Here is a 26,304-nt window from a genome sequence, read left to right as displayed (position 1 = left end):
AAAGCCGGCTAGGCTATCACGTCGCGTTCCGATCGCGGGTGTGGCAGATCGGCACGATCTTGACGGCGCAGACAGGACGATCACCTGACCGGCATCAAGCGTTGCCCTTTTCCCAGGTAAACCCGCCTGCACCGCTGCACCCGCGAAAACACATCGCTGCTCACGCCTGAGACACGACCCGACTCCGCCCTATCACCAGGCTGTCGAGCGCCCACATCACCAGCATCGATACTCCCACCAATGGGAAGACCACGCCCAGCACCAGCATCACCCCCACGGCGGTCTTCCAGCGCGGCAGGTTATGGCGTAGCGGCGGGACGCCAAGTCCGCCAGACGGGCGGCGTTTCCACCACATGACCAGCCCGCTGACCGCGCCCAACAGAATCATCAAGCACACCAGCAGGATGATCGCCTGGTGCACCGGGCCGAACATCCGCCCCTCATGCAGCATCACCCCCAGCTCAGTGGCGCGCGCCGCCGTGCCGTAGTCCTGCCAGCGCACGTCGGCCAGCACCTGGCCGGTGTATTGGTCCACATGCAGGGTGGCGTCGTGGCGCGGGTCGTCGGCGAATACGGCGATGGTGAAGACGCCGTCGGCGGTGGTCGGCGCAGTGATGCTGTAGCCGGGCGTCACGCCACGCGCGTCGGCCAGGTCCTGGACTTGCTGCAAACCGATTTGCGGCGCCGCCGGGGCACTGTGGCCGGTGTGGTGGCCCCTATGCTCGGCGTGCGCACCGGACACCGGCATCGGCGTATTTTCCAGGGCCCAGGGCACGGTTTGGCGGTGAGCGTTGTTGAGCGCACCGGCCTGTTGGTTCGAGGTGGGCACCGTAGTCCACATGGCCGCCGGAAAGCGGTTCCACAGCTCGGCGTATTGCTTGCCCCAGAAGCCGGTCCAGGTCATGCCGCTGAGCAGCATGAACAGCAGCAGTGCCGATCCCCAGAAGCCGACGACCGCATGCAGGTCGCGCCACAGCAGGCGCCCGCGCGCCGTCAGGCGTGGCCACAGCACGCCGGCGCCGCTGCGTCCACGCGGCCACCACAAGTACAGCCCGGACACCACCAGCACGATGCCCCAACCCGCCGCCAGTTCCACCAGACGGTCGCCCAGGGTGCCGATCATCAGTTCGCCGTGCAGGGCGCGGGCGATGGCTTGCAGGTTGCGCTTGCCGTCCTGGACGCCCAGCACTTCGGCGCGGTAGGGATCGACGAACACGTTCAGCTCACGGCCGCCGTCGTGCACCACGAACTGCGCACTGCGCTCGGCGTTCAGCGGCGGCAGGTACTGGCCGATGTGGCCCTGGGGATAGGCCTGCTGCACTTTGGCCAGCAGGGTGTCGGCGCTCTGGCGCTGCGCGCCGGCCTCGACCACCATCAGGTCGCGGTACATCCAGGGGTCGAGCTGCGGCTTGAACAGGTAGACGATCCCAGTGAGCGCCAGCAGGATCATGAACGGTGCGACGAACAGCCCGGCGTAGAAGTGCCAACGCCAGGCCAGGTTGTAGAAGGAAGGCTTCGGTTGTTTCACGGTATCTCCCGTTCGCCCCAGCGGGCGCGGTGTTGGCCGCGTCCGCGGGGTCGATGTCGTTGTTGTTATGTCAGAAGCTGAAATCGACCTTGGTCCAGAAGGTTCTGCCCGGCTCGTTGACAGGCTGCGGATCGGCGGCCGGATAGCCGAACCCGGCGCTGCCGGCCAGGTTCAGGTGCTCGGCGTAGGTCTTGTCGAACAGGTTGTCGACACCGGCGCTGAGCTTGAGGTTACGGTTGACCTTGTAGGCCCCGTTAAGCGAGAACACGCCGAATCCGCCGCTCTTCTCGTAGTCCTTGCCGACCACGTTGCCCTGGTTCTGGGCGATGCGGTTCTGCGCCGCCACCAGCCGCCACAGCCCGCCGACGCTCCAGGCGTCGCGACTGTAGGTCAGGCCCAGGCGACTTTCCAGCGGTGGCATCTGCGGCAGCGCCTTGCCGTCGCTGCTGTTCTTGCCCCAGGCGTAGGCCAGGGTGGCATCGGCCTTCCAGTTGTCGGTCAGCGCATAGGCCGCGCCCAGCTCGCCGCCCATGATGCGCGCATCGATGTTCTGCGCCTGGGTGCTGCTCATGCCCATCATGCCGGTGCGGTAGTCGAACAGGATGTAGTCGCGGATCTGTCCGACATAGCCCGACGCCCAGGCCTCCAGGCGCTCATCCTTGTACTGGAGGCCGACGTCGAGCTGGGTGGTCTTCTCCGGCTTGATGGCGTCGAAGGCATTCACCGCGCCGTTGGGCCCCTGCTTGGGCGAGAACAGCTCCCAGTAGTCGGGGAAGCGCTGGGCGTGGCCCAGGCCGATGTAGGCGGTGGCCGGGATTGCAGCGAGGTCATGCTCGTAGCGCACGAAGCCGCTGGGCAGGGTGTCGGCGCGGGTGTCGCCGACGGTGGCGCTGGTCTGGCGGAAATCACGGGCCGAAGCACGGTCCAGGCGGGCGCCGGCGATCAGCCGGTCTTCGCCGGTGGCGTACCAGGTCAGCTCGCTGAACGCCCCGTAGTTGTGGAAGTCGGCGTCCTTGGTCCAGGGCTGGCCCTTGTGGGCGTCGACGCCCATGCCGCCGCGCTTGCGGTGCTCGTTGGTCTGCGCGTCGAGGCCGCTGATCAATTGCACGTCGGCCCAGCGCCAGGTGGCCTTGAGGCGCGCGCCGAGGGTGCGGCGGTCGACGTTGCTGACCATGGGCATGCCCATCATGCCGCGCCCGGACGGGGTGCGCAGGCTGTAGTTGTCCATCACGTGGTCGGCGTAGTTGTAGTAGACCTGCGCCTCGACCGTGTCCAGCACCTCGCCCAGGTTGGACTTCTCGAAACGCAGGCCCAGGCTTTCGCGCTTGAATTGCGAGCCGTCCATGCCCCGGCCGGCGTAGCGCGCCTCGCCGTCGCCCTTGCCAGCCGTGAGTTCGAGCAGGGTATCGGCGTCCGGGGTCCAGCCCAGGGTGACGTCGCCATTCCACTTGTCCCAGCGCGACGGCACCGTGTCGCCGTGGCCATCGTGGTAGTCGTCGGCGCGCGACTGGTTGCCGACGAAGCGGGCGTAGCCCTGATCGTTGCCGGCGGCGGCGTCGAGCACCTTGTCGAAGCGGCCGTTGGAGCCGGTCAGCAGGCTGGCGTTGACGCGGCTGCCGAGGGTGCCGAACTTTTCCGGCTCGCGCTCGAAGAGGATGGTCCCGGCCGAGCCGCCAGGCCCCCAGATCACGCTCTGCGGGCCTTTGATCACGGTCAGGCGATCGTAGGTTTCCGGGGAGATGTAGGAGGTCGGTGCGTCCATGCGGTTGGGGCAGGCGCCGAGCATCACGCCGCCGTTGGTGAGGATGTTCAGGCGCGAGCCGAACATGCCGCGCAGCACCGGATCGCCGTTGGTGCCGCCGGAGCGGATGGCGGAGAAGCCGGGGATGGTTTTGAGGTAGTCGGCGCCGTCGCTGGCCGGCACCGGCTGGCGGGGATCCTTGGGGTTGGTGACCACGGTCAGCGGCGAGCTGGGGGCCACGGCAGTGATCACCGTCGGGCTCAGTTCGGGTGCGTCAGGGTGCGAGTGGTCGGCGGCGACGGCCAGCGCGAGAGGGCTGAGCAGCGAGCCGCAGAACAGGGCGAGGGTGCGCGGTAGCGCAGGGATACGGGTGCAGCCGGACATAATGATTCCAGTCGATCAGTCGTGAAGACGCGCAAGGCCACCTGGCCTTGGGCATTGAGGGGTTCAGACGACGATCGACAGGGGCGGCGCACGGCTGCGCGCGCCGGGAAACACGGCATGCAGGGCATGGCCCTGGCGGGTGGGAATGGCGCCCAGGGTGGGCGGCGCCAGGCGGCCGGCACTGAGTGGGCTGAGGGTCTGGGGCAGGGCAGGGCAGTTGAACAGCAGGCTGCAATAACCGCAGCGTTCCCAGTCGGCGTGCAACTGGCCGTCGTTGCAGTGGTCCTGCGCGGCCGGCTCGGCGTGCGCCATGGGCATGCTCATGTCCATCGCCGTGCCGGCGTGGTGATCCATCGGCAGCGACTGGGAAACCAGCGGCCCGATGAAGATCATCCACATGGCGAACAGGCTCAGCCAGCCGCCACCGACGCGCCTGCGATCAGGGCGGGTGTTGCGGGCTGTGCGTGTGCGCGACAGGCTCATGGCCAGCGCCGATCAGCGGTCAGTGCGCGTGGGCGTGTCCGGCCTGTTCGGCGGGCGGCTGTTTCTGCACCACCACCTGGACGGTGACGTCGCCGGCCTTCTCGAAGTGCAGGGTCAGCGGAAAGCGCTTGCCGTCGTCGAGCAGGCTACGGTCCTTGGGCTGCATCAGCATGACGTGGTAGGCGCTGGGGGCGAACACCACGTCCTTGCCCGCAGGCACCTCGACGCCCTTGACCTGCTGCATCTTCATGGCGCCGGTGGTGGTTTGCACATGCTCGTGCAACTGGGTGTCGTCGCTGATCGGGCTGTCGGCGCCGAGCAGGCGATCGTCGCTGGCGCCGTTGTTGTGCACGACGAAGTAGGCGGCGACGTTAGGGGCGTTGGGCGGTAGTTGCAGCGACCAGGGATGGGCGATATGCAGTTCGCCCACGCTGTATTCGTGGGCGTTGGCGAAGGCGCCGGGCAGCAGCAGGGCGGCCAGGATGAGGGCATGCTTGAGCATTGAATGTTCTCCGGTCTGTCGAGGTTCAGGGACGGCGTCGTGAACTCAGACCAGGGGAGAGGCGCGCGGATTGAGCGCTGGCCACAGTTGGCGCGGCGTCGGCTGGTGCGCGGGCAGTGGCGGTGACTGGGCGAAGCTGCGCCCGGGCGGGCTGTGCAGGTGCGGCGCGTGGCCGGTGAGGGCGAGCGCCGGAGCGCTGCCGGAACAGCACCAGCAGTGTTGCATGCCGGCGTGTTGGTCCTGCTGGCCGAGATCGATCTTGGCCAGGGACTGTACGTCGAACGTGGCCTTTCTCGCCCCGCTGGAGCAGAAGGCACCCCACAGCAACTGCTCGGCCGCACCCTTGGGCGCGGCCGAAGACAGCGGCATGGCCAGCAGGTTGAACAGCACTGCAAGGCAGGCTATCCAGGCAATGTGCCGACGTGGGGTCATGGAAAGATCCGGTCAGGAATCAGGTGGCTATTGTACGGCGCAGTATAGGGAAAAACGCCCCGGTGCGGTGATCTGCCGCAGAGGCGAGTCGCCCCGTCAAACCTTGCCGCGCCCCAGCAGCCCGCGCACGGTTTCCTGCAGGTCCGCCGGTAGCACCACGACCTTCGAATTGTCGCTGCCGGCCAAGTTCTCCATGGCGCCGATGTAGCGCTCGCCCAGCAGGTACATGGCGGGCGTGGTTTCGTTGCCTACTGCCTCGCGCACCAGCGAGATCGCCCGCGCCGAGGCTTCGGCCAGGCTGATCTGTGCTTCGGCATCGAGGCGGGCGGCCTGCAGGCGGGCCTCGGCTTCGAGGATCGCCGCCTGTTTGGCACCTTCGGCGCGGGTTACGTCGGCCTTGCGCTCACGCTCAGCGGCGGCCTGGCGTTCCATGGCCTTTTGCATGTTCTCCGACGGCTTGATGTCCTGAATCTCCACCGAGCGCACGGTCACGCCCCAGTCTTCGGTCTGCTCGGACATCGCCTCGCGCAGGCGTGCCTTGATCTGCTCGCGGCTGGACAGCGCTTCGTCCAGGTCCATGGCGCCGACGATGGCGCGCAGCGAGGTCATGGTCAGGCTGGTGACGGCGAAGGAGAAATTCTGCACGCCATAGGAGGCCTTCTGCGGGTCCACCACTTTGGCGAAGCACAGGGCATTGGCGACGATCACCGCGTTGTCGCGGGTGATGATTTCCTGCTGCTGCACGTCGAGGATGATGTCCTTGGTCGGCAGGCGATAGGCGACCACGTCCATGTACGGCACGAGGATGTTCAAGCCGGGCTTGAGGGTGCTGTGGTAGCGACCCAGGCGCTCGACGATCCACTCCTCGCCCTGGGGGACGATGCGCACGCCCTTGAACACGGTGATCAACACGAACAACGCGATGGCACCGACGACGATGAGGCTGGTCATTGCTAGCTTCCTTTCAGTAGAGGTTCAGGGGCGGGTCACCCGAACGATGTTGCCTTCGATGGCGCTCAGGCGCACACGCTCGCCAGCGGCGATGTCGCTGTCGGCGATGCAGGTCCATTCTTCGTTGCCCAGCACGGGCTTCTGAAAACGCACACGGCCTTTCTGGAACTGCGACACGCTGGCGGTGAGCAGGCCGACTTCGCCGATCACGCTGTCGGCGGTCCAGCGCAGGTCAGGCTTCTTGTTGCGAAACACCTTGAACCACAGCAGCGTGGTGACGGAGGACAATGCCACCCACAGCAGCACTTGCATGTCCAGTTGCAGGGCCGGCGCGACCAGGGCGATCAACGCCACCAGCACGGCGCCGATGCCGAACCAGAGAATGAAGAAGGTCGGCAGCACCAGTTCCAGCAGGATCAGCGCGATGCCGAAGACGAGCCAGATCCACCATTGCATTTCCATATGGGCAGGGCCTTGCGGTGAGGGAGGCTGAAGTTTACGGCAGGGGGCCGCGACTGTCTTGTGCCTGAGCTTTGGCAGTGGTGAGGGCGGCGGTGAGCTGGCGTGTTGGGGTCGCCGTTTGGCGTCCTGCAGATGTGCAGCGCTCGGGATCATGGGGCCGCTACGCGGTCCAATCGCGACGCAAGGCCGCTCCCACGAGGGCGTGCAGACTCCAAGAAGTTGAGCAAGACCACGGGTCGGTGGTAGGTGAAAGACAGTTGGCCCCCACCGAGATTGCGCTCGCTTTATTTCCGGGGCACGGCATGCGGAACCGGGTAATCATGCGTTTGTTGTTCATCTACAGCGCATGACTTCTAGAATCCAGCGCGTCTTTTTGTGGGAGCGGCCTTGTGTCGCGATTGGACCGCACAGCGGTCCCGGCAATGGCAGCGGCGAAGCTGAAAACCTGGGACCGCTACGCGGCCCAATCGCGGCGCAAGGCCGCTTGTATGGTGATACTCGAAGGGGTGGTGGGACGAAAAGGCCGAATCTGACTGTCCACAAACAGTACAGACCGTGGGAGACCTCGCCCCACCCCTTCACCAAAGCGCCGATAAAGAATGCATCGTTTGCAAGCGACGATAGAAGCAAGCCAGCGCCTCTTGGTGAACCCCCTCCGAGCCCAAAAACCATACCGTGGGAGTTCAGGTCATGGCAATGCGAGTCGAGAAGTTCATCATTGGCGTCGATGTCGCCAAGGTCGAACTGGTCAGTTACTGCGAGGACACTGCTCAACAACACGCGTTTAATAATACCAAGCCTGAGATCCGCAAATGGCTGGCACTTCAGCCTGCCAATACGGCCATCTGTGTTGAAGCCACCAACGTTTATCACCTGGACTTGGTGGAGATGGCTTACGAAGTGGGTTTTGCCGTCTATGTCGTCGATGGGTTCCAGCTGAGCAACTACCGAAAAGGAATTGGCGGGCGTGTCAAAACCGATGCGTCTGATGCCTGTCTACTCGCCCGTTTCCTTAATCGTGAGGGCAGTGCGCTTCGTCCTTGGACGCCCCCTCCAGCCGTCTACAGCAAGCTCCAGAGCCTTCTGCGACGCCGAGCAGCACTGGTGTCGGCACGCACCAGCCTGACCCAGAGCTGGGGAAACGAAGTGTCCCTCAAAGAAGCCTTCAAAAGTTTTGCCAAGCACTTTGCATCGCTTGATCTGCTGATTCAAAAGCGTTTGAAGACATTAGTGAGAGAGGCAGGGCTGAGCGAGCAGGTTGCCCGCTGCCAAGCAGTTGAAGGCATTGGTTTTCTAACGGCTGTCGCTTTGGTCACTGCCTTCATCCGTGGCGACTTTAAGCGAAGCGACTCCTTCATCGCTTTTCTGGGTATGGATCTGGAAGTTTCCGAATCAGGCCAGAAATGCGGACGCAGACGCTTGACCAAGCGCGGCTGCTCAGAAGTGCGCCGACTCTTGCACAACGCCGCCATGTCCGCTAGCAAGACCGAGGCCTGGAAGGAGGTCTATGAACATTATCGGAGTACAGGTAAGGCAACCACTCAGGCCCTGGTCATCCTGGCGCAAAAGCTGGCCAGAATTGCATTCGCCTTGATGAAGACTCAAGGCGAATACGTGAGCAAAGGCGGCAAAAAGCATTGCCCACAACCATAGAATCTCCCACGAGGGCGTGCAGACTCCAAGAAGTTGAGCAAGACCACGGGTCGGTGGTAGGTGAAAGACAGTTGGCCCCCACCGAGATTGCGCTCGCTTTATTTCCGGGGCACGGCATGCGGAACCGGGTAATCATGCGTTTGTTGTTCATCTACAGCGCATGATTTCCAGAATCCAGCGCGTCTTTTTGTGGGAGCGGCCTTGTGTCGCGATTGGACCGCACAGCGGTCCCGGCAATGGCAGCGGCGAAGCTGAAAACCTGGGACCGCTACGCGGCCCAATCGCGGCGCAAGGCCGCTCCCACGAGGGCGTGCAGACTCCAATGAAGTTGAGCAAAACCACGGGTCGGTGGTAGGTGAAAGACCCCCCAGTCCAACCAGGTCATGGTTGTCATACGAAGCAACACTGCAATCCAACCGCTCAGGCGCACCGCGTCTATCGTCGAACGCACCTTCCACAGGAGCGCGACATGGACCGTCCCAGTTCCCATCGGTTACGACGAGGCCGCTTTTCCGAGCCAGGCCGTTTCTATCTGCTGACCACCACCACCCGCAATCGCCTTGCTCTTTTCGACGCGTTCCCGCTCGCCCGGACGGTCATTTCTCAATTGAGACATTCTGACCAAGAGCAGGCCTGCCGATCGCTGGCCTGGGTGCTGATGCCTGATCACCTGCATTGGTTGATCGAGTTGGGCAATGTGAAACTCGACACACTCATGTGCCGCTTCAAGTCCCGCAGCAGTTGCGCACTGTATCGGGCAGGGGCCCCACGTAGGCCCATCTGGCAGCCAGGCTTCCATGATCGAGCGCTGCGTCGTGAAGACGACCTCAGGGCTGTCGCTCGCTACATCGTTGCCAACCCGCTCCGAGCAGGTTTGGTCAGGCAAGCGGGTGATTATCCGCATTGGGATTGCGTGTGGTTGTGAGCCCGGCAGTACTCACCGGCCCAGGTTTCACAACCCCAACGCCTCACTCAGCGTCGCCACCGACTCGAACAGTCGATCCACTGTCGGCAGCGGCGGGCGCTTGAGCACCAGGACCGGCACCCCGCGCTCGCGGGCCACTTGCAGTTTCGGCTCGGTGGCGGCGCTGCCGCTGTTCTTGCTGACCAGCACGTCGATCTGCCGTCGTGCGAACAGCGCCCGCTCGTCTTCCAGATGAAACGGCCCGCGTGCGCCGATCACTTCGCAGCGCGCGTTGCCCGGACAGGCTTCCAGGGCGCGCAGGGTCCAGAACTGCTGCGGCGGGATGGCCTGCAAATGTTGCAGCGGCTCGCGCCCGAGGGTGAACAGGGGTCGCTGAAACGGCGCCAGGGCGTCGATCAGCGCTGTCCAGTCGGCCACCTCGCGCCAGTCGTCTCCCGGCTGGGCCTGCCACGCCGGCCGGCGCAGCGCCCAGCAGGTCACCCCGGCCGCCTGCGCGGCGCGGGCGGCGTTGGCGCTGATCTGCGCGGCATAAGGGTGGGTGGCGTCGATCAGCAGGCTGATACGTTCGGCTTTCAGGTACGTCGCCAGCCCTTCGGCGCCGCCATAGCCGCCCACGCGCACCTGGCAGGTCAGGTCGTCGGGCACACGACCGATGCCGGCCAGGCTGTAGACGTGCTGCGGGCCCAGGCGCCGGGCGATGGCCAGGGCCTCGGTGATGCCGCCGAGCAAAAGAATGCGCTCGCTCATTGCACACCCGCGGTGCCGACCACACCGCCCTGGCGGTCGATGGCGAAGACCTCCACCTGCACCTGCGCTGGCACCACGCTGCGGGCGAATGCCAGGGCGTGGGCGCAGACCGCATCGCCTAGAGCGACACCCGCCGCATGTGCCAGCGCCAGCGCCTGCTGGCTGGTGTTGGCGGCGACGATGGCGTCTTGCAGCGCGGCGGGCGCGCCGATGTCCGCTGCCCAACTGGCCAACTGCGGCAGGTCGATGCTCGAGTGGCGGCTGTGCAGGTCCATGTGCCCAGCGGCGAGCTTGCTGATCTTGCCGAAGCCGCCGCACAGGGTCAGGCGTGCCACTGGCACTTTGCGCACATGCTTGAGCACCGCGCCGACGAAGTCGCCCATCTCGATCAAGGCCATTTCCGGCAGGCCGTAGATCCGCCGCATGGTGTCCTCGCTGGCGTTGCCCGTGCATGCGGCGATGTGCGTGCAGCCATTGCTGTGGGCGACATCGATGCCCTGGTGGATCGAGGCGATGTAGGCCGCGCAGGAAAACGGCCGGACGATGCCGCTGGTGCCCAGAATCGACAGCCCGCCCAGGATGCCCAGGCGCGGGTTCATGGTCTTGAGCGCCAGCGCCGCGCCGTCCTGCACGTTGACCGTGACCTCGAACCCACCGACATAGGCGCAGGCGTCGGCCAACTGCTGCAGGTGTTCGCCGATCATCCGCCGCGGCACCGGGTTGATCGCCGGCTCGCCCACCGCCAGCACCAGGCCGGGGCGGGTGACGGTGCCCACGCCCTCGCCGGCGACGAAGCGCACGCCGGGCTGTTCGATCAGCCGCACCTGGCTGTAGAGCAGGGCGCCATGGGTCACGTCCGGGTCGTCGCCGGCATCTTTCAGGGTGCCGGCTTCGGCGCGCTCGGCATCGCGCCGGCAGAACTCCAGGCGCATCTGCACCTGCTTGCCCTTGGGCAGGGTGATCTGTACCGCATCGCTGGTCTGGCCGGTCAGCAACAGGCGCGCCGCCGCCAGGCTGGTGGCCGTGGCGCAGCTACCGGTGGTCAGGCCGCTGCGCAGCGGCGCCGGTTGTTCACGGGTTTCTTCACGCATCGACGGGCTTGACCACCTCGAGCAGGGTAATCGGCAGGGCTTGGCGCCAGGTGTCGAAGCTGCCCAGGGCCTGGGCCTGGGCCACATGCAGGCGGGTCAACTCGCCGCCGTGCGCTTCGCGGAACTGCGCCAGGGCCAGCTCGCTCTGCAAGGTCACGGCATTGGCCACCAGCCGCCCGCCGGGGCGCAGGCGCTCCCAGCACACCGGCAGTACGCCCTCGCCCGTGACACCGCCGCCAATAAAGATGGCATCGGGGCGCTCCAGCGCGGCCAGGGCCTGCGGCGCCTTGCCACGAATCAGTTGCAGACCCGGCACGCCGAGCTGGTCGCGGTTGAATTCGATGAAGCCCTGTCGGCCTTCGTCGACCTCGATGGCCAGGGCGCGGCAACTGGGGTGGGCGCGCATCCATTCGATGCCGATCGAGCCACAGCCGGCACCGACATCCCACAACAGCTCACCCGGCTGCGGCGCCAGACGCGCCAGGGTGATGGCGCGCACGTCACGCTTGGTCAACTGACCGTCGTGGCGAAAGGCACTGTCAGGCAGACCGCTGACCGGTGACAAGCGCGGCGTGTCGGGCGCGGCCTGGCAGTCGATGGCGACCAGGTTGAGCGCGGCGCTGCTGCCCGCTGGCCACGCGTCGGCGGTGCCGCTCAGGCAGCGTTCGGCCGCCCCGCCTAAGTGCTCGAACACCTGCAGGCGACTGGGGCCGAAACCGCGTTCGCAGAGCAACCGGGCGATGGCGGTCGGGCTGTCGCCGTCATTGCTCAGCACCAGCAGGCGCACGCCGCTGTAGAGATGGGCATTGAGCGCCGCCAGTGGCCGCGCCACACCCGAGACCACCTGCACCTCCTGCAAAGGCCAGCCCAGGCGCGCGGCGGCCAGAGCGCAGGAGGAGGGCATCGACAGCACCTGCATCTGCTCGGCCGGCACCTGGCGCGCCAGGCTCGCGCCGACGCCGTAGAACATTGGGTCGCCGCTGGCCAGCACGCACACCGGCTCGCCGCGCCGGGCCAGCACCGGTGCCAGGGAGAACGGGCTGGGCCAGGGCTGGCGCTGGCCGACCACGCAGCGTGGCAGCAACGCCAACTGGCGCGGGCTGCCGAAGATCGTCGGTGCGCCCAGCAGTGCGCGCCGGGCCTGTTTACCCAGGCCGCTGAAACCGTCTTCGCCGATGCCTACTACTGTCAGCCAGGGGGCCATGTGATGCTTCCGTTGGGTTGAGGGGCACGATCAGCGCCAGCGCGATTTCCACGACCGGCTCGACCACCGGCTTTTCATGCCGCTGGACAAAGCAGGCATAATACCGCGCCTTCCCTCCACAAGCGCGCCTTGACGATTGCCGGACACCCTCTTGAAGCCAAGCCCAACCCCCGCGCAGCACCACGTCCCTCGGCCTGTCCGGGGTTGTGGCGCATCGTCGCTGCGCGCGATGGCGGTATCTGCCGGATCAAGTTGCCCGGCGGGCGTTTGCTGGCTGCCCAGGCCGAGGCCGTGGCCGACGCCGCCGAGCACTACGCCTCGGGCGTGATCGAGTCGACTAACCGCGCCAACCTGCAAATCCGCGGCATCGGCGCGCAGCACCCGGCGCTGATCGAGCACCTGCTGGCTGCCGGGCTGGGGCCGCGCGAGGCCGCTGGCGACGATGTCCGCAACCTGATGCTCAGCCCGCTGGCCGGCCTCGATCCGGCCAGCGTCGTGGATGTTCGCCCGCTGGCCGCGCAACTCTTGCAACTGCTGGAAACCACCCCGCGCCTGCATGCGCTGTCGGCCAAGTTCGCCGTGCAGTTGGACGGCGGCGAGGACCTGGCGATGCTGGCTCACCCCCATGATCTGTGGCTGTCGGCCCTCACCCTCGACGGCGAGCCCTGGCTGGCCTTCGGCCTGGCCGGCTGTCCGGGCGAGGATCCGCCGCTGGGGGCCGTGCCGTTCGACCAGGGGTTGGCGCTGGTGCAGGCCGTACTGGAACGCTTTCTCGACCTGGCCAGCCCTGAGCAGACGCGCATGCGCCACCTGCTGCAGACCTGTCCGGCGCAAACCTTCGTCGCCGGCCTGGGCTTGCCGATTCGTCACGATGGCGCCGTACTCAACTGGCGCCGCCCGGCGAGTCAGGCGCGCTGGCTCGGCGCGCTGGCCCAGCGTCACGGCGTGGCCCTGGGTGTCGCGCCGCCGCTGGGACGCCTGACTCCAGACATGCTGCGCGGCGCGGCACACTTCGCCCGTCTGGTCGGAGACGGCAGCCTGCACCTGACCCCCTGGCAAAGCCTGGTACTGCCGAACCTCGACCCCACGCAGCTCATCGACGCCCAGGCGGCGCTGGCCGAGCTGGGCCTGATCGACGCTGCGCAGCAGCCGCTGGCCCGCCTCGCGGCCTGCACCGGTTCCAGCGGCTGTGCCCGCGGCCTGGCCGACACCAAGGCCGATGCCCGGCTGCTCGCCGGCCGGTTGCACCACGGCGGCCCGGCCAGCGTGCACCTGACCGGCTGTCCGCGCTCCTGCGCCATGGCCCACGTGGCCCAGGCGACCTTGCTGGCCCGCGCGCCCGGACGCTACGACCTCTATCTGCGCGACGCGCGCCTGCCCGGCTTCGGCCGCTTGCGCGCCTGCGACCTTACCCCAGAAGAAGCAGGCGCCATGCTCGACCTGCCGACGGAGCACCTTGATGATTGACTACATCCGCGATGGTCAGGAGATCTATCGCAATTCCTTCCGCATCATCCGCGAGGAGGCCCGCCTGGAGCGGATTCCCGCCGACCTGGAAAAGCTCGCCGTGCGCGTGATCCATGCCTGCGGCATGGTCGAGGCCATCGATGGCCTGCAGTTTTCTGCCGGCGCGGGTCTGGCCGGACGCCAGGCCCTGGCCAACGGCGCGCCGATCCTGTGCGATGCGCACATGGTCGCCGAGGGCATCACCCGCGCCCGCCTGCCGGCCAACAACCCGGTGATCTGCACCCTGCGCGACCCGCGCGTGCCGGACATGGCCAAGGCGGCCGGCAACACCCGCTCCGCGCTGGCCCTGGAGCTGTGGCGCCCGCACCTGGCCGGCAGCGTGGTGGTGATCGGCAATGCCCCCACGGCACTGTTCTACCTGCTGGAAATGCTCGATGCCGGGGCGCCCAAGCCCGCACTGATCCTGGGCTTCCCGGTGGGCTTCGTCGGCGCTGCCGAGTCCAAGGCCATGCTCGCCGCCGACAGCCGTGGCGTGCCCTTCGTGATCATGCAGGGCCGCCTGGGCGGCAGCGCCATGGCCGCAGCGGCCGTCAACGCACTGGCCACGGAGGTGGAATGATGCAGGCACGCGGACGTCTGCTCGGGCTGGGCGTAGGCCCCGGCGATCCCGAGCTGATCACGGTCAAGGCGCTGCGCCTGCTGCGTGAGGCGCAGGTGGTGGCCTACTTCGTGGCCAAGGGCAAGCGCGGCAACGCCTTCGGCATCATCGAGGGGCACTTGCAGGCGCAGCAGACGCTGCTGCCGCTGGTGTACCCGGTGACCACCGAGGCGCTGCCGGCGCCGTTGTCGTACGAACAGGTGATCAGCGACTTCTACGACGAAGCCAGCGTGCAGGTGGCCGAACACCTGGAGGCCGGCCGCGACGTGGCGGTGATCTGCGAGGGCGATCCGTTCTTCTACGGCTCGTACATGTACTTGCACGACCGCCTCGCCCAGCGCTACGAAGCCCAGGTGATCCCAGGCGTGTGCTCGATGCTTGGCGGCGCCTCGGTGCTGGGCGCGCCGTTGGTGTACCGCAACCAGACCCTGACCGTGCTCTCTGGCGTGCTGCCCCACGCCGAGCTCAAGCGGCGCCTGGCCGATGCCGACGCGGCGGTGATCATGAAGCTGGGCCGCAACTTCCCCAAGGTGCGCGAGGTGCTCGCCGAGCTGGGCCTGGATGGCCGCGCCCTGTACGTGGAGCGCGCGACCATGGCCAACCAGAAGATCGTCGCGCTCGATGCGGTCGATCCGCAGTCCTCGCCGTATTTCTCGCTGATCGTGGTGCCGGGGGAAAAATGGCAGGGATGAACACGCAGGCGATGGCCATCGTCGTGCTAGGCCTGGGCAGCCTGGCCACCGCACGGCGCCTGCAGCAGCGTTATCCACAGGCGCGCATTCATGGCCTGAGTGGGCGTGTGGAAGGCGTCGATCACCTGTATGCCTCGTTCGGCGACACCCTGCGCGCGCTGTACCGCGCGGGCGTGCCGATCATCGCCCTGTGCGCGGCCGGCATCGTCATTCGCAGCCTCGCCGCTGTGCTCGACGAAAAGGGCAGCGAGCCGCCGGTGCTGGCGGTGGCCGAGGACGGCAGCGCAGTGGTGCCGCTGCTCGGTGGCTTGAGCGGGGTCAATGGGCTGGCCCGCGAGCTCGGCGAGGCGCTGGGAGTGGCTGCGGCGATCACCACCAGCGGCGAACTGCGCTTCGGCACCTGCCTGCTCAACCCGCCGCCCTGTTACGCCCTGGCCGACCTGGAGCAGGGCAAGCGTTTCGTCTCCGACCTGCTGGCCGGCGAGCCGCTGCGCATCGAAGGCGCGGCGCCTTGGCTGGCCCAGGCCCCACTGATCCAGGCCGACGACGCACGCCTGACCTTGCACGTGGGCTGCACGGCGCGCCCGGCCAGCCGCGATGAACTGCTGATCCACCCGCGTTCGGTGCTGGTGGCGGTGGACGAGACCCCGCCCGAACTGGCGCGGCGCGTGCGTGAGGCGCTGGCGGCGGCGAACATCGCCCAGGCGTCGCTGGCCTGCCTGCTGGCGAGCGAACCGGCGATGGCCGAACCCGCCGTGCACGAGGCGGCCCGCGAACTGGGCGTGATCCTGCGCTTCGCCCCGGCAGGCGTCAGCGTCAGCGAGAGGGCGCAGCAAGCGCTGGCCGGTGCGCAGGTGATCGAGCAGGACGGCCTGGCCATCGCCGTGGCCGCCGCGCCGTTCGATGCGCAGCAGATTGGCCGGGGCCGTGGTCGTCTGGCGGTGATCGGCCTGGGCCCCGGCGCGGCCGAGCTGATGGTGCCGGCGGTTAAGGCCGAGCTGGCCCGCGCCGAGGATGTACTGGGCTACGAGACCTATGTGCGCATGGCCGGTCCTTTCCGCGACGACCAAGTGCTGCACTGCACCGACAACCGCGAAGAGATGCAGCGCGCACGGCATGCCTTCGCGCTGGCGGCGCAGGGGCGTTCGGTGGTGGTGGTGTCGTCGGGCGATCCGGGGGTCTTCGCCATGGCCGCCGCCGTGCTCGAAGCGCTGCATGAGTCCGACGATCCGGCCTGGCACCGGGTCGACCTGCAGATCCTGCCCGGTGTCTCGGCCTCGCTGGCCACCGCTGCTCAGGCAGGCGCGCCGCTGGGGCACGACTTCTGCGTGCTGTCGCTGTCGGACAACCTCAAGCCCTGGTCGATCATCGAAACCCGTCTGGACCTGGCGGCTCGGGCCGATCTGGTGCTGGCGTTCTACAACCCCATCTCCAAGGCCCGCCCCTGGCAACTGGGCCAGGCCCTGGACGTCGTGCGCCGTCACCGCGACGGTCGCACGCCGGTGGTGCTGGGGCGTGACATCGGCCGGCCGGGACAGACGCTGAAGGTGGTGACGCTCGCCGAGCTGCTGCCGGAGATGGTCGACATGCGCACCATGGTGCTGGTCGGTTCGTCCACCACCTGCGTATTCCAGCATCCGGGCGGCGTGCAATGGGTGTACACCCCGCGCTGGTATCCCCCGCACGGCTGACCGCAGAGGAACTCCTTCAGCGCGCCACGCCAGGCGGCGCCTGGCTAACGTGGTGGTCCCTGATGTGCAGGGACCATCCCAAGGAGTTTTCAAATGAGCGACGATAAAACCAGCGCCGATGCCGGCTTGCTGGTCGAAGGCAACCTGTTGGCCTGCGGTGCGGGCATGTCCGATCAGCACCGCCAGGATGTGAAGAACGCTTTCCACTTCGCCACCCTTGCCGCAGACAAGGTGCTGGACATCGAAAAGGATGGCAAGGCGTGGTACGACAAGTTCCTCGACGCCATGCGTGACGTCGGTTTCACCACCCCCAAGCGCAGCTTCGAGATGGAAACATCCACCGAGCTCAGCGTCACCCTCGGCGCCGTGGCCGTGCGCGTCATCGGCGCGGCCGGCAGTGCACTGCTCGGCGGCACTGCAGTGGGCGCGCTGGCGAAGAAGGCGTTCGACAAGCTCACCACGGTGGAGAGCGACACTCGCATCGTCTACCACAAGAAGAAGAGCAAGGACCGCGGCGTGGTGGGCATGGCCGCGTGTGTGGAAACTGCCAAGGGCGATGTGGTCATGGTCATGAGCTGCGTGCAATCGACCGCGCCGAACATCGACGATGACGTGCTGGGTGTGCAGTTCAAGCTCGATACGTCGGATTACTACGCCGGTCAGGCAGTACTGACCCTCAACAGCTTCGTCTACGAAAAGGTGCGCGCCACCCTCGAGGAAAAGCTCGGCGTGCGCAGTGTCGAGAACGTGCTGCAGTACGACATCTGATCCAGGCGCGGCGTCCGTGGGCGCCGCGTTTCCGAGTTCGTCCAGACGGGAACTACCGCCATGACCTATCACGATCACACCGTGCTGTTGGTTGGCCACAGCGTCGTGCTGATGCCGCCGGACAGCGCGCCGCAGGCACGCGCCGATGCCCTTGATTCACTGCACTATTGTCAGTTGCTGGCCAGCAAGCAAGCTGGCGAGCGCTTCGACCATCCCGACGCCTGGGCGGCGGCCTATCGCCAGGCGTTCGCTGCGCTGAGCTGGATCCGCACCGTCAACTTGCACGAACAGCTCACCTTGGGCGCCGACGGTCTGGGCGCTGATGACGCACCCTTGGCCACTTGGTTCAAGCAGCGTCAGATCGCGCTCGATGCACTGAGAGAGACGGTCGCCGACCGCGTCTGCGACCATGCGGCGGGCCTCGATCATCTCCTGCGTTTTGCCGTGCGCCAGCAGGCCGACCGTGCGGACGTGAGCGTCGAGTTCGCGCTGCTCGGCAGTGGTCCGAGCCTGGACCTGTGCAGCGTAGCGTGGCGCAGCGAGCAGCCGGTGACCCGCGACACTTTCGCAGCGGCCTTGCGCCACCTGCCGTCCAGTGTCGAGGTGAGCCTGCGCGCGATGTCATTGAACCTGAACACCCAAGCCTTCGCGTCACGCCGCGCCGCCCTGCATGGTCTGGTCGAGCAGAAGGAGCGCGATCAGCCACGGCGCCTGGAGCTGGGAGTGAAGAGCCATGAGTGAGCACAATGCTGCCGTGATCGGCGCCGGTGTGGTGTCGTTCCTTCCGGGCCTGTCGCTGGCGCAGATGGACAAGGTGAAACTGGCGCTGGCGCTGGCCGAGCGCGCGACCCAGGGTGCGTTCGAAGAGGGCCTGGTGCAGGACTGGTTCGCCTACTACCGCAACCAGTTGAAGTTCATGGGCTGGGATGCGGTGACCGCCGAGCAGATCCATTGGCCGGACGATTCACGAACCGAGCAGGTGGACAAGGTGCTGAGCCTGATCGCCAAGACCGCCGGCGGCCATTTCGCCGATGCGGTACAACTATCGCTGGCCAAGCTGCTGGGCAATCCCAAGCCACTGGCCAGCCTCGAGCACCACGCCCAGGCGCGCCAGCACTTCCAGCTACTGCCCTGCGCTCCGGCCGGCGAGCACCGCGTGGACATGGTGCTGTACCACGAGATCGACACCCGCGATGTCTGGAGCGCTGGCTTTCTCACACGCCAGCGCAACCTGAAAAACATCCGCGCCGAACTCGTGCGCTTCAACCTACTGGCCTTCGAGCACAGTCACCTGCCCAAGGTGCAGCAACGCGTGGTCGAGGTTTCACTCAACCGCATCCTCGATTACGACCTCTAGTTGCTTGCAGCTTGCAGCTTGCAGCTTGCAGCTTGCAGCTTGCAGCTTGCAGCTTTCAGTCTTGCTGGCGCTGGCTGACCCAGAACTGGATCAGCTCGCGCAGCTGAGACAGCTCCACCGGTTTGGCCATGTGTCCATCCATGCCGACCTGCAAGGCGCGCTCCTTGTGCTCGCCGAGAATGTGTGCGGTCAGCGCCACCACCGGCGTGCGCGGGCGCTGGTTGGCCAGTTCCCATTGGCGAAGCTGTTCGGTAGCGGAGAACCCGTCCAGCACAGGCATCTCGCAGTCCATCAGCACCAGGTCGTAGCGCTGGGTCTTCATCGCCATCAGCGCTTCTTCGCCATTGCTGGCCGTATCGGGCTCGAGGTTGAGCTTGCCGAGCATGCCGCGAATCACTTTGGTGGAAATGCTGTTGTCCTCGGCCACCAGGATGCGGAAGTCGGTGGGCAACTCCAGCGGTGCCGGGGCGTTGCCCAGGGCGCTGGCCAGGGCCGTCTCGCGACCGCGCTGGGCCAGTTCCTCGGCGAGGGTGGTCTTGAGCGTGTAACCGGCCACCGGCTTGGCCAGGATGCGTTTGATCCCGGCGTTGCGGGCGATGACCTTGCTCGGCGCATTGCTGATCCCCGTGAGCATGATCACCAGGATGTCGTGATTCAGGCTCGGGTCTTCCTTGATCTTCGCCGCCAGTTGCATACCGGTCATGCCGGGCATGTTCTGGTCCAGCAGTACGGCGTCGAAGTAGTCGCGCAGGTGCGCCTTGGTGCGCAGCAGCGCCAGCGCTTCCTTGCCCGATGGTACTGCGCTGACGTTCATGCCCCAGGCGCTGCACTGCTGCACCAGCACCTTGCGGCAGGTGTCGTTGTCGTCCACCACCAGCACCCGAGCGTCGCGCAGCGAGCCGTCGAGGTCGGCGCTAGGCTGTTCGAGGCGCACCGGATCCAGCGGCAGGGTGAGCCACAAGGTGTTGCCACGGCTGGTGCTGGTCTTGATGCCGAACTCGCCCTGCATCAGGCCGATCAGTTGCTTGGCGATCACCAGGCCCAGGTGGCCGCCGAGCTTGTTGCTGGAGAGGAAATGGTGGCTGTGCAACTCGGCTTGCAGTAGCGCCTCGCGCTCGGCGCTGGGCATCGGCTCGCCGCTGTCCTGCACGGCGATGCGCAGGCGCGTGGCGCCGCCGCGCTGATCGAGGGCCACCACCAGCAGGATTTCGCCTTGGTCGCCGTTCTTCAGGGCGCTTTCCAGCAGGCTGGACAGCGCCTGGCGCAGGCGTGTCGGGTCGCCGCTGATGACCCGCGGCACCTGCGGCTGGGTGAAGCTGATCAGCTCGATGTTCTGCTGCTCGGCCTTGGCCCGGAAGATGTTCAGGCAGTCTTCGATCAGGGCATTGAGGTCGAACTGCACATCGTCCAGCTCGATCTGCCGCGATTCGAGCTTGGAGATGTCGAGGATCTCGTTGATCAGGGTGAGCAACTCGTTACCGGCGCTGTGAATGGTCTGCACGTAGTCGCGTTGCTTCACCGACAGGGGCGTGCCGAGCAGCAGTTCGGTCATGCCCAGCACGCCGTTCATCGGGGTGCGGATCTCGTGGCTGATCTTGGCCAGGAACTCGGCCTTGGCATTGATCTCGGCATTGCTGGCAGCCAGCGCGCGGCTGGCGCGCACGCGCTCGTCGTTGGTTCTGCGCAGGCGCTCGCTGACCGCCAGGTTCAGCAGCAGGCCGCTGACCACCGTCAATCCCAGCAGGATGCACAGCAGCCACGGTGTGGCGGTGCGGGTCAGGCCGAGCAGGGCGGGCAGCAGCACCAGGCCGCCCAGGCTGAACACCAGCATGCCCGAGGCGAACAGCCGCGCAGGCGTGTAGCCCTGATACCAGTAGTAGGTGCTGATCAGGAGCATGCTCAGGCTGCCGAGGGCGAGCAGGACGTAGGTGGTGAGGTTCAGCGGCAGGGTGTCGACGAACAGCAGCAGCAGGCCGCAGAGCCCGCCGATGAGCATCTGCGCCTGTAGCAGGCGGTTCAGCCGGCGGGAAGCGCAGGGGGCGAAGAAGCGTTGGGTGAAGTGCAGGCCGACCAGCCCGGCCAACACCAGCATCAGGTAGGCCGCCGGGGTTTGCGCGCTGTGCCACAGGCGCCACCAAGGGCCGCAGAGGTTGAGCAGGATCAGCGCGCTGAGCAGCATCAGCGCGTGGTACAGCGCCAGCACCAGGGTGGTGCCGGAGCGGGTGTAGAAGAAGCGGATCAGGTTGTGCAGGATCAGCATCGCCAAGGCGCCGAACAGCAGGCCGAACAGCAGCGGTTGACGTTGGTCGCTGGCGGCCTGCGCCGCCGATTCCAGGCTGATCGCCGGTCGCAACTGGTGTTCGGACACCAGCCGCACATAGAGGTCCAGCGCTTGCGTGGCATTGGGTAACGCCAGCACATGGTCGCTGCCACGCAAGGTCGGGTTGCCATCGCTCGGCGCGCGACCATGGTGGAACTGGCGCAGCAGCTTGCCGTCGGCCAGGGCATAGAGGTCCAGGCGCGAGAGGTCGGGGGCGAAGATCCGCAGCAGGCGTTCCTGGTCGGCAGGCTCGAGGCGGTAGTGCAGCCACAGGGCCTGGTCAGGCCCGGCAGCGTCCAACGCGTCCAGCTCGAGGGGGCTGAACTGGTTGCGGTAGCGTTCGGAGCGGATGTCGGACAGTTGCAGGCTGGCCTGCTCGTCGAGCAGCACCGACCAGCCCGAGCCTTGTTCGGCCGAAGCCGGCAGCAGGCAGAGCAGGGTCAGCAGGCTGACCAGCAGGGCAGTGGCAATCCGAAGCCGACGCACGACGAGATCCTTTCTGGGCTGAGGGGCCGGGCGACAACTATGCGCGGCGGGGCGCGACGAAGGCAAGGCCCCGAAGGGCCCTGTCGACGAGCGCGGGGCAGGCGTTAGCGTGGGTATTCACCGCGCTCGCGGGCGATGGCGCGATAGCCGATATCGGTACGGTAGAAGCTGGCATCCCAGCTGATCTGTTCAGCCAGGCGGTAGGCCTGTTGCTGGGCCGCCTGGACGGTGTCGCCCAGGGCTGTGGCGCAGAGTACGCGACCGCCGGCGGTGACCACTTGGCCCTCCTTGAGCGCAGTACCGGCATGGAACACCTTGCCTTCCAGCGCGGCGGCCGCGTCCAGGCCGCTGATCGCCGCGCCCTTGGCGTAGTCGCCCGGGTAGCCACCGGCCGCCAGCACCACGCCCAGGCTCGGACGTGGATCCCACTGCGCCTCGACCTTGTCCAGGGCCTTGGCGAAGGCCGCTTCGATCAGCAGCACCAGGCTCGACTCCAGGCGCAGCATCACCGGTTGGGTTTCCGGGTCGCCGAAGCGGCAGTTGAATTCGATGACCTTGGGATTGCCCGCCTTGTCGATCATCAGGCCGGCATAGAGGAAGCCGGTGTAGACGTTGCCTTCGGCGGCCATGCCGCGCACGGTCGGCCAGATCACCTGGTCCATCACGCGCTGGTGCACCTCGGCGGTGACCACCGGCGCGGGCGAGTAGGCGCCCATGCCGCCGGTGTTCGGGCCGCTGTCCTGGTCGCCGACACGCTTGTGGTCCTGGCTGGTGGCCATGGGCAGCACGTTGTGGCCGTCGACCATGACGATGAAGCTGGCTTCCTCGCCGTCGAGGAACTCTTCGATCACCACGCGCGAACCAGCATCACCGAAGGCATTGCCGGCGAGCATGTCGCGCACGGCGTCTTCGGCTTCCTGCAGGGTCATGGCGACGATCACGCCCTTGCCCGCGGCCAGGCCGTCGGCCTTGATGACGATCGGTGCGCCTTTCTCGCGCAGGTAGGCCAGGGCCGGTTCGATCTCGGTGAAGTTCTGGTAGTCGGCGGTCGGGATCTTGTGGCGAGCCAGGAAGTCCTTGGTGAAGGCCTTGGAGCCCTCCAGTTGCGCCGCGCCCTGGGTCGGCCCGAAGCAGTCCAGGCCACGGCTGCGGAACAGGTCGACCACGCCGATGACCAGCGGCGCTTCCGGGCCAACGATGGTCAGGTCGACGTTCTTCTCGGCGAAATCGGCCAACTGCTCCAGGGCGCAGACATCGATGGCGACGTTCTCGCACTTGGCTTCGGTGGCAGTGCCCGCGTTGCCGGGGGCGACGAAGATTTTCTCGACCCGTGGATCCTGCGCGACTTTCCAGGCCAGGGCGTGTTCACGACCGCCGCTGCCAATGATCAAAACTTTCATTACAGACTCCTTCGGAGAAGCTGCAAGCTGCAAGCTGCAAGAAAAGCGCTATGCGCTGATTCTGCCAACCCTGCAGCCAGGGGATGTGTGGTGCTGCCGCTGCAGGCAAGCGCTCAGGGCTCTTGCTTGCAGCGTGTAGCTTGAAACTTGCCGCTACCGTTTAGTGGCGGAAGTGACGCATACCGGTAAACACCATCGCGATACCGGCCTCGTCGGCGGCGGCGATGACTTCGGCATCGCGCATCGAGCCGCCCGGCTGGATCACCGCGCTGATGCCGACCTTGGCGGCGTTGTCGATGCCATCGCGGAACGGGAAGAACGCGTCCGAGGCCATGACTGCACCTTGCACCTGCAGGCCAGCATGCTCGGCTTTGATGGCAGCGATGCGCGCGGAGTTGACGCGGCTCATCTGCCCGGCGCCGACGCCGATGGTCTGACGGTTCTTGGCGTAGACGATGGCATTGGACTTGACGAACTTGGCCACTTTCCAGGCGAACACCAGGTCATGCAGTTCCTGTTCGGTTGGCGCGCGCTGGGTCACGACCTTCAGCGCCTCGGCACCGATCATGCCGATGTCGCGGCTCTGCACCAGCAGGCCACCGTTGACGCGCTTGAAGTCCCAGCCCATCGGGCGCTCGGCTGGCCACTGGCCGCACTCGAGCAGACGCACGTTCTGCTTGGCTGCGACCACTTCGCGGGCGGCCTGGGAGATGCTCGGGGCGATGATCACTTCGACGAACTGACGCTCGACGATGGCCTTGGCGGTTTCGCCGTCCAGTTCGCGGTTGAAGGCGATGATGCCGCCGAACGCCGACTCGCTGTCGGTGGCATAGGCCAGTTCATAGGCCTGGCGGATGCCGCCTTGGTCTTCCGGCACCACGGCCACGCCGCACGGGTTGGCGTGCTTGACGATGACGCAGGCCGGCTTGACGAAGCTCTTCACGCATTCGAGCGCGGCATCGGTGTCGGCCACGTTGTTGAACGACAGTTCCTTGCCTTGCAACTGAAGGGCGGTGGAGATGCTGGCCTCGCCCTTGTTCGCCTCGACATAGAACGCCGCGCTCTGGTGCGGGTTTTCGCCGTAGCGCATTTCCTGGGCCTTGACGAACTGAGTATTGAAGGTGCGCGGGAATTCGCTGCGGCCTTCGGTGGACAGTTGCGCCTGGGTCTGGTCGATGCTGCCCATGTAGTTGGCGATCATGCCGTCGTAGGCGGCGGTGTGTTCGAAGGCCTTGAGCATCAGGTCGAAGCGCTGAGCGTAGGTCAGGCCGCCGGCCTTGAGGCTTTCCAGGACTTGGGCGTAGTCGCTGGCGTTGACCACGATGGCCACGTCTTTATGGTTTTTCGCGGCCGAGCGGACCATGGTCGGGCCGCCAATGTCGATGTTCTCAATGGCGGTCGGCAGATCGCAGCCCGGCTTGGCGATGGTCGCCTGGAACGGATACAGGTTCACCGCGACCAGGTCGATCGGCTTGATGCCGTGTTCGTCCATGATGGCGTCGTCGGTGCCGCGACGGCCGAGGATGCCGCCGTGGATCTTCGGATGCAGGGTCTTGACCCGGCCGTCCATCATTTCGGCGAAGCCGGTGTAGTCAGCCACTTCCACCGCGTTCACGCCGTTGTCCTTGAGCAGCTTGTAGGTGCCGCCGGTGGACAGGATCTCGACACCGAGCTGTTGCAGCTCGCGGGCGAACTCGAGGATACCGGTCTTGTCGGAGACGCTGATCAGGGCGCGGCGGATCGGCAGGCGGGTAGTCTGGTCGGTCATTTCGGATTCCATAACGCGGTGGAGTCAGCAAAAAAGGCGCCTCTTTCGACGGAGCCGCCTTTTCTGATTGGGATTCTGGCTTACAACAGGTCGTACTGCTTGAGCTTCTTGCGCAGGGTGCCGCGGTTGAGCCCGAGCATCTCGCTGGCCTTGGTCTGGTTGCCCTTGACGTGGTTCATCACGCTTTCGAGCAAGGGTGCCTCGACTTCCGAAAGCACCAGGTTGTACACGTCCGTGACGGTGGCGCCTTCCAGGTGGGCGAAGTAGTTGTGCAGTGCCTTCTCGACGCTGTCGCGGAGCGTCTGCCCCTCTTCGCTCGGCGTGTTCAGGTGCTGCTTGAGGTTGGCGTTGTCGCTCACAGGCGTTGTTCCACTCACTAATGTCTCGCTCATCATCGTCATGCGGCCACCCCTTGTCCGTCCTCTGTCTCAAGGCTCTGTCGACGTTCGGCGAAGAACGCCTGAACGTTGGCGCATTGCGCTTGGGTATCTTCCAAGGCATTGAACCGGGCGCGAAACTCCCTGCCGCCCTTGCGTGTTGCCAGGTACCAGCCCACATGCTTGCGGGCGATACGAACGCCCATCACATCGCCGTAGAAGGCGTGCAATGCGGCCAAGTGCTCCAGCAGAATGCGTTCCACTTCGTCCAGCCCTGGGGCTGGAAGCTGCTCGCCGGTGCGCAGGTAATGCTCGACCTCGCGGAAGATCCACGGGCGTCCTTGCGCGGCGCGGCCGATCAGCAGGCCGTCGGCACCCGTGGCCGCCAGCACCGCTCGGGCCTTCTCCGGAGAGGTGATATCGCCGTTGGCGAACACCGGAATCGACACCGCCTGCTTGATCGCGGCGATGGTGTCGTACTCGGCGTCACCGGTGTACAGATCGGCGCGGGTCCGGCCATGCACGGCCAGCGCCTGGATACCTGCCTGTTCGGCGATCTTCGCCACCGTCAGGCCATTCTTGTTCGAGCGGTCCCAGCCGGTGCGAATCTTCAGCGTGACCGGCACATCGACCGCCGCGACCACCGCCTCGAGGATCTCGGCGACCAGCGCTTCATCTCTCAATAAAGCAGAGCCTGCCGCTTTGTTGCAGACTTTTTTCGCCGGGCAGCCCATGTTGATGTCGATGATCTGCGCCCCGGATTCGACGTTGGCCCGCGCCGCCGCCGCGAGCATCTGCGCATCGCCGCCGGCGATCTGCACCGAGCGCGGTTCGGGATCGCCTTCGTGGATGCGGCGCAAACGCGACTTGCGGCTGTTCCACAGGTTCATGTCGCTGCTGACCATCTCCGACACCACCATGCCCGCCCCTAAGCGTTTGCAGAGCGTGCGAAAAGGCTGGTCCGTGACCCCGGCCATGGGCGCGAGGATCAGGTTGTTGTGCAGTGTGTATGGGCCGATGCGTACCGCCGACATAGGTGTTCCCTGTTGTGGGGCCGGATCAATTGGAGTTCGAAAAAGGGATCGCATGATACCCGCTCTCGGTGACCGGATAAAGATGGATCTGGATAAAAAGTGAGCAGCTTGGCGCAGGCGCCAAGCGACAAGCTATGAGCTGCAAGCTGCAAGCCAGCGCGGATCGGCTTCAGCTTGCCGCTT

General features: G+C 66.2%; 24 protein-coding genes. 9 read left to right on the top strand and 15 right to left on the bottom strand.

The window, feature by feature from the left end; translation table 11 throughout:
- Window positions 1-160: 160 nt before the first annotated feature.
- From GKC70_RS21055 to GKC70_RS21025, 7 genes are all read right to left on the bottom strand, one after another.
- Window positions 161-1,528, bottom strand: coding sequence for a PepSY domain-containing protein (locus tag GKC70_RS21055; protein ID WP_342649816.1), 1,368 nt, complete (start codon window positions 1,526-1,528; stop codon window positions 161-163).
- 70 nt (window positions 1,529-1,598) lie between these two features.
- Window positions 1,599-3,653 carry a TonB-dependent copper receptor gene (locus GKC70_RS21050; RefSeq protein ID WP_342649815.1) on the bottom strand — a complete coding sequence of 685 codons (2,055 nt, stop codon included), beginning with the start codon at window positions 3,651-3,653 and terminating at the stop codon, window positions 1,599-1,601.
- Between the two features lie 63 nt (window positions 3,654-3,716).
- Window positions 3,717-4,136, bottom strand: a complete 420-nt coding sequence (locus GKC70_RS21045; protein WP_342649814.1) for a DUF2946 domain-containing protein — start codon at window positions 4,134-4,136, stop codon at window positions 3,717-3,719.
- Between the two features lie 19 nt (window positions 4,137-4,155).
- The gene (locus GKC70_RS21040) at window positions 4,156-4,638 is read right to left on the bottom strand and encodes a copper chaperone PCu(A)C (protein WP_342649813.1); all 483 of its coding nucleotides are present in this window, start codon (window positions 4,636-4,638) and stop codon (window positions 4,156-4,158) included.
- Between the two features lie 45 nt (window positions 4,639-4,683).
- Window positions 4,684-5,070: a DUF2946 domain-containing protein gene (locus tag GKC70_RS21035; RefSeq protein ID WP_342649812.1), complete on the bottom strand. Its 387-nt coding sequence runs from the start codon at window positions 5,068-5,070 to the stop codon at window positions 4,684-4,686.
- Between the two features lie 96 nt (window positions 5,071-5,166).
- Entirely contained in the window at window positions 5,167-6,021 is an 855-nt protein-coding gene (locus tag GKC70_RS21030; protein WP_342649811.1) for an SPFH domain-containing protein, read from the bottom strand.
- Window positions 6,022-6,045: 24 nt separating this feature from the next.
- On the bottom strand, window positions 6,046-6,483 hold the full coding sequence (locus GKC70_RS21025) for an NfeD family protein (RefSeq protein ID WP_029613677.1): 438 nt from the start codon (window positions 6,481-6,483) through the stop codon (window positions 6,046-6,048).
- 690 nt (window positions 6,484-7,173) lie between these two features.
- Between GKC70_RS21025 and GKC70_RS21020 the strand changes: the two genes are divergently transcribed.
- Both GKC70_RS21020 and GKC70_RS21015 read left to right on the top strand, forming a co-directional pair.
- The gene (locus GKC70_RS21020; protein ID WP_342649810.1) at window positions 7,174-8,136 is read left to right on the top strand and encodes a transposase; all 963 of its coding nucleotides are present in this window, start codon (window positions 7,174-7,176) and stop codon (window positions 8,134-8,136) included.
- Window positions 8,137-8,605: 469 nt separating this feature from the next.
- Window positions 8,606-9,061: a transposase gene (locus tag GKC70_RS21015; RefSeq protein WP_304485283.1), complete on the top strand. Its 456-nt coding sequence runs from the start codon at window positions 8,606-8,608 to the stop codon at window positions 9,059-9,061.
- Between the two features lie 27 nt (window positions 9,062-9,088).
- Here GKC70_RS21015 and GKC70_RS21010 read toward each other — a convergent pair whose 3' ends face one another.
- From GKC70_RS21010 to cbiE, 3 genes are read right to left on the bottom strand one after another with little or no spacing between them, the layout of a single operon-like run.
- Window positions 9,089-9,808, bottom strand: a complete 720-nt coding sequence (locus tag GKC70_RS21010) for a cobalt-precorrin-6A reductase (protein ID WP_342649809.1) — start codon at window positions 9,806-9,808, stop codon at window positions 9,089-9,091.
- On the bottom strand, window positions 9,805-10,899 hold the full coding sequence (locus tag GKC70_RS21005; RefSeq protein WP_342649808.1) for a cobalt-precorrin-5B (C(1))-methyltransferase: 1,095 nt from the start codon (window positions 10,897-10,899) through the stop codon (window positions 9,805-9,807). Before GKC70_RS21005 ends, GKC70_RS21010 begins: the two co-directional genes overlap by 4 nt.
- Window positions 10,892-12,103: a precorrin-6y C5,15-methyltransferase (decarboxylating) subunit CbiE gene (gene cbiE / locus GKC70_RS21000; RefSeq protein ID WP_342649807.1), complete on the bottom strand. Its 1,212-nt coding sequence runs from the start codon at window positions 12,101-12,103 to the stop codon at window positions 10,892-10,894. The genes GKC70_RS21005 and cbiE overlap by 8 nt, the downstream gene beginning before the upstream one ends.
- A gap of 135 nt (window positions 12,104-12,238) precedes the next feature.
- Here cbiE and cobG point away from each other — a divergent pair, with 135 nt between their 5' ends.
- The 7 genes from cobG (at window position 12,239) to GKC70_RS20965 (ending at window position 18,736) form a co-directional block, all read left to right on the top strand.
- Window positions 12,239-13,570 (top strand): precorrin-3B synthase, encoded by a 1,332-nt coding sequence (gene cobG, locus GKC70_RS20995; RefSeq protein WP_342651559.1) that lies wholly within the window; start codon window positions 12,239-12,241, stop codon window positions 13,568-13,570.
- On the top strand, window positions 13,563-14,189 hold the full coding sequence (locus tag GKC70_RS20990; RefSeq protein ID WP_039582945.1) for a precorrin-8X methylmutase: 627 nt from the start codon (window positions 13,563-13,565) through the stop codon (window positions 14,187-14,189). Before cobG ends, GKC70_RS20990 begins: the two co-directional genes overlap by 8 nt.
- Entirely contained in the window at window positions 14,186-14,920 is a 735-nt protein-coding gene (locus GKC70_RS20985; RefSeq protein ID WP_295481577.1) for a precorrin-2 C(20)-methyltransferase, read from the top strand. Before GKC70_RS20990 ends, GKC70_RS20985 begins: the two co-directional genes overlap by 4 nt.
- A complete protein-coding gene (gene cobJ, locus GKC70_RS20980) occupies window positions 14,908-16,611 on the top strand; it encodes a precorrin-3B C(17)-methyltransferase (protein WP_342649806.1) in 1,704 nt (567 codons plus the stop codon). Before GKC70_RS20985 ends, cobJ begins: the two co-directional genes overlap by 13 nt.
- A gap of 93 nt (window positions 16,612-16,704) precedes the next feature.
- Window positions 16,705-17,379 (top strand): hypothetical protein, encoded by a 675-nt coding sequence (locus GKC70_RS20975; protein ID WP_295481581.1) that lies wholly within the window; start codon window positions 16,705-16,707, stop codon window positions 17,377-17,379.
- Between the two features lie 60 nt (window positions 17,380-17,439).
- Window positions 17,440-18,120: a hypothetical protein gene (locus GKC70_RS20970; RefSeq protein WP_342649805.1), complete on the top strand. Its 681-nt coding sequence runs from the start codon at window positions 17,440-17,442 to the stop codon at window positions 18,118-18,120.
- Entirely contained in the window at window positions 18,113-18,736 is a 624-nt protein-coding gene (locus tag GKC70_RS20965) for a hypothetical protein (protein WP_342649804.1), read from the top strand. The genes GKC70_RS20970 and GKC70_RS20965 overlap by 8 nt, the downstream gene beginning before the upstream one ends.
- A 55-nt stretch (window positions 18,737-18,791) precedes the next feature.
- Here the strand turns inward: GKC70_RS20965 and GKC70_RS20960 are convergent, their stop codons facing one another.
- The 5 genes from GKC70_RS20960 to dusB form a co-directional block, all read right to left on the bottom strand.
- A complete protein-coding gene (locus GKC70_RS20960) occupies window positions 18,792-21,542 on the bottom strand; it encodes a response regulator (RefSeq protein ID WP_342649803.1) in 2,751 nt (916 codons plus the stop codon).
- 104 nt (window positions 21,543-21,646) lie between these two features.
- Complete coding sequence (purD, locus tag GKC70_RS20955; RefSeq protein ID WP_039582956.1) at window positions 21,647-22,942, bottom strand: phosphoribosylamine--glycine ligase; 1,296 nt, start codon at window positions 22,940-22,942, stop codon at window positions 21,647-21,649.
- Window positions 22,943-23,102: 160 nt separating this feature from the next.
- Window positions 23,103-24,710 (bottom strand): bifunctional phosphoribosylaminoimidazolecarboxamide formyltransferase/IMP cyclohydrolase, encoded by a 1,608-nt coding sequence (gene purH / locus GKC70_RS20950; protein ID WP_342649802.1) that lies wholly within the window; start codon window positions 24,708-24,710, stop codon window positions 23,103-23,105.
- 80 nt (window positions 24,711-24,790) lie between these two features.
- Window positions 24,791-25,111, bottom strand: a complete 321-nt coding sequence (gene fis / locus GKC70_RS20945; RefSeq protein ID WP_342649801.1) for a DNA-binding transcriptional regulator Fis — start codon at window positions 25,109-25,111, stop codon at window positions 24,791-24,793.
- Window positions 25,108-26,121: a tRNA dihydrouridine synthase DusB gene (gene dusB, locus GKC70_RS20940; RefSeq protein WP_039582958.1), complete on the bottom strand. Its 1,014-nt coding sequence runs from the start codon at window positions 26,119-26,121 to the stop codon at window positions 25,108-25,110. Before dusB ends, fis begins: the two co-directional genes overlap by 4 nt.
- Window positions 26,122-26,304: the final 183 nt, after the last annotated feature.

Origin of the sequence: Pseudomonas sp. REB1044, from assembly GCF_038813925.1 — a bacterium.
In the GTDB taxonomy this organism is placed as follows: Bacteria; Pseudomonadota; Gammaproteobacteria; order Pseudomonadales; family Pseudomonadaceae; genus Aquipseudomonas; species Aquipseudomonas boreofloridensis.
The sequence above is the reverse complement of the archived record's forward strand: the minus strand, read 5'-3'. Positions and strand labels throughout refer to the sequence as shown.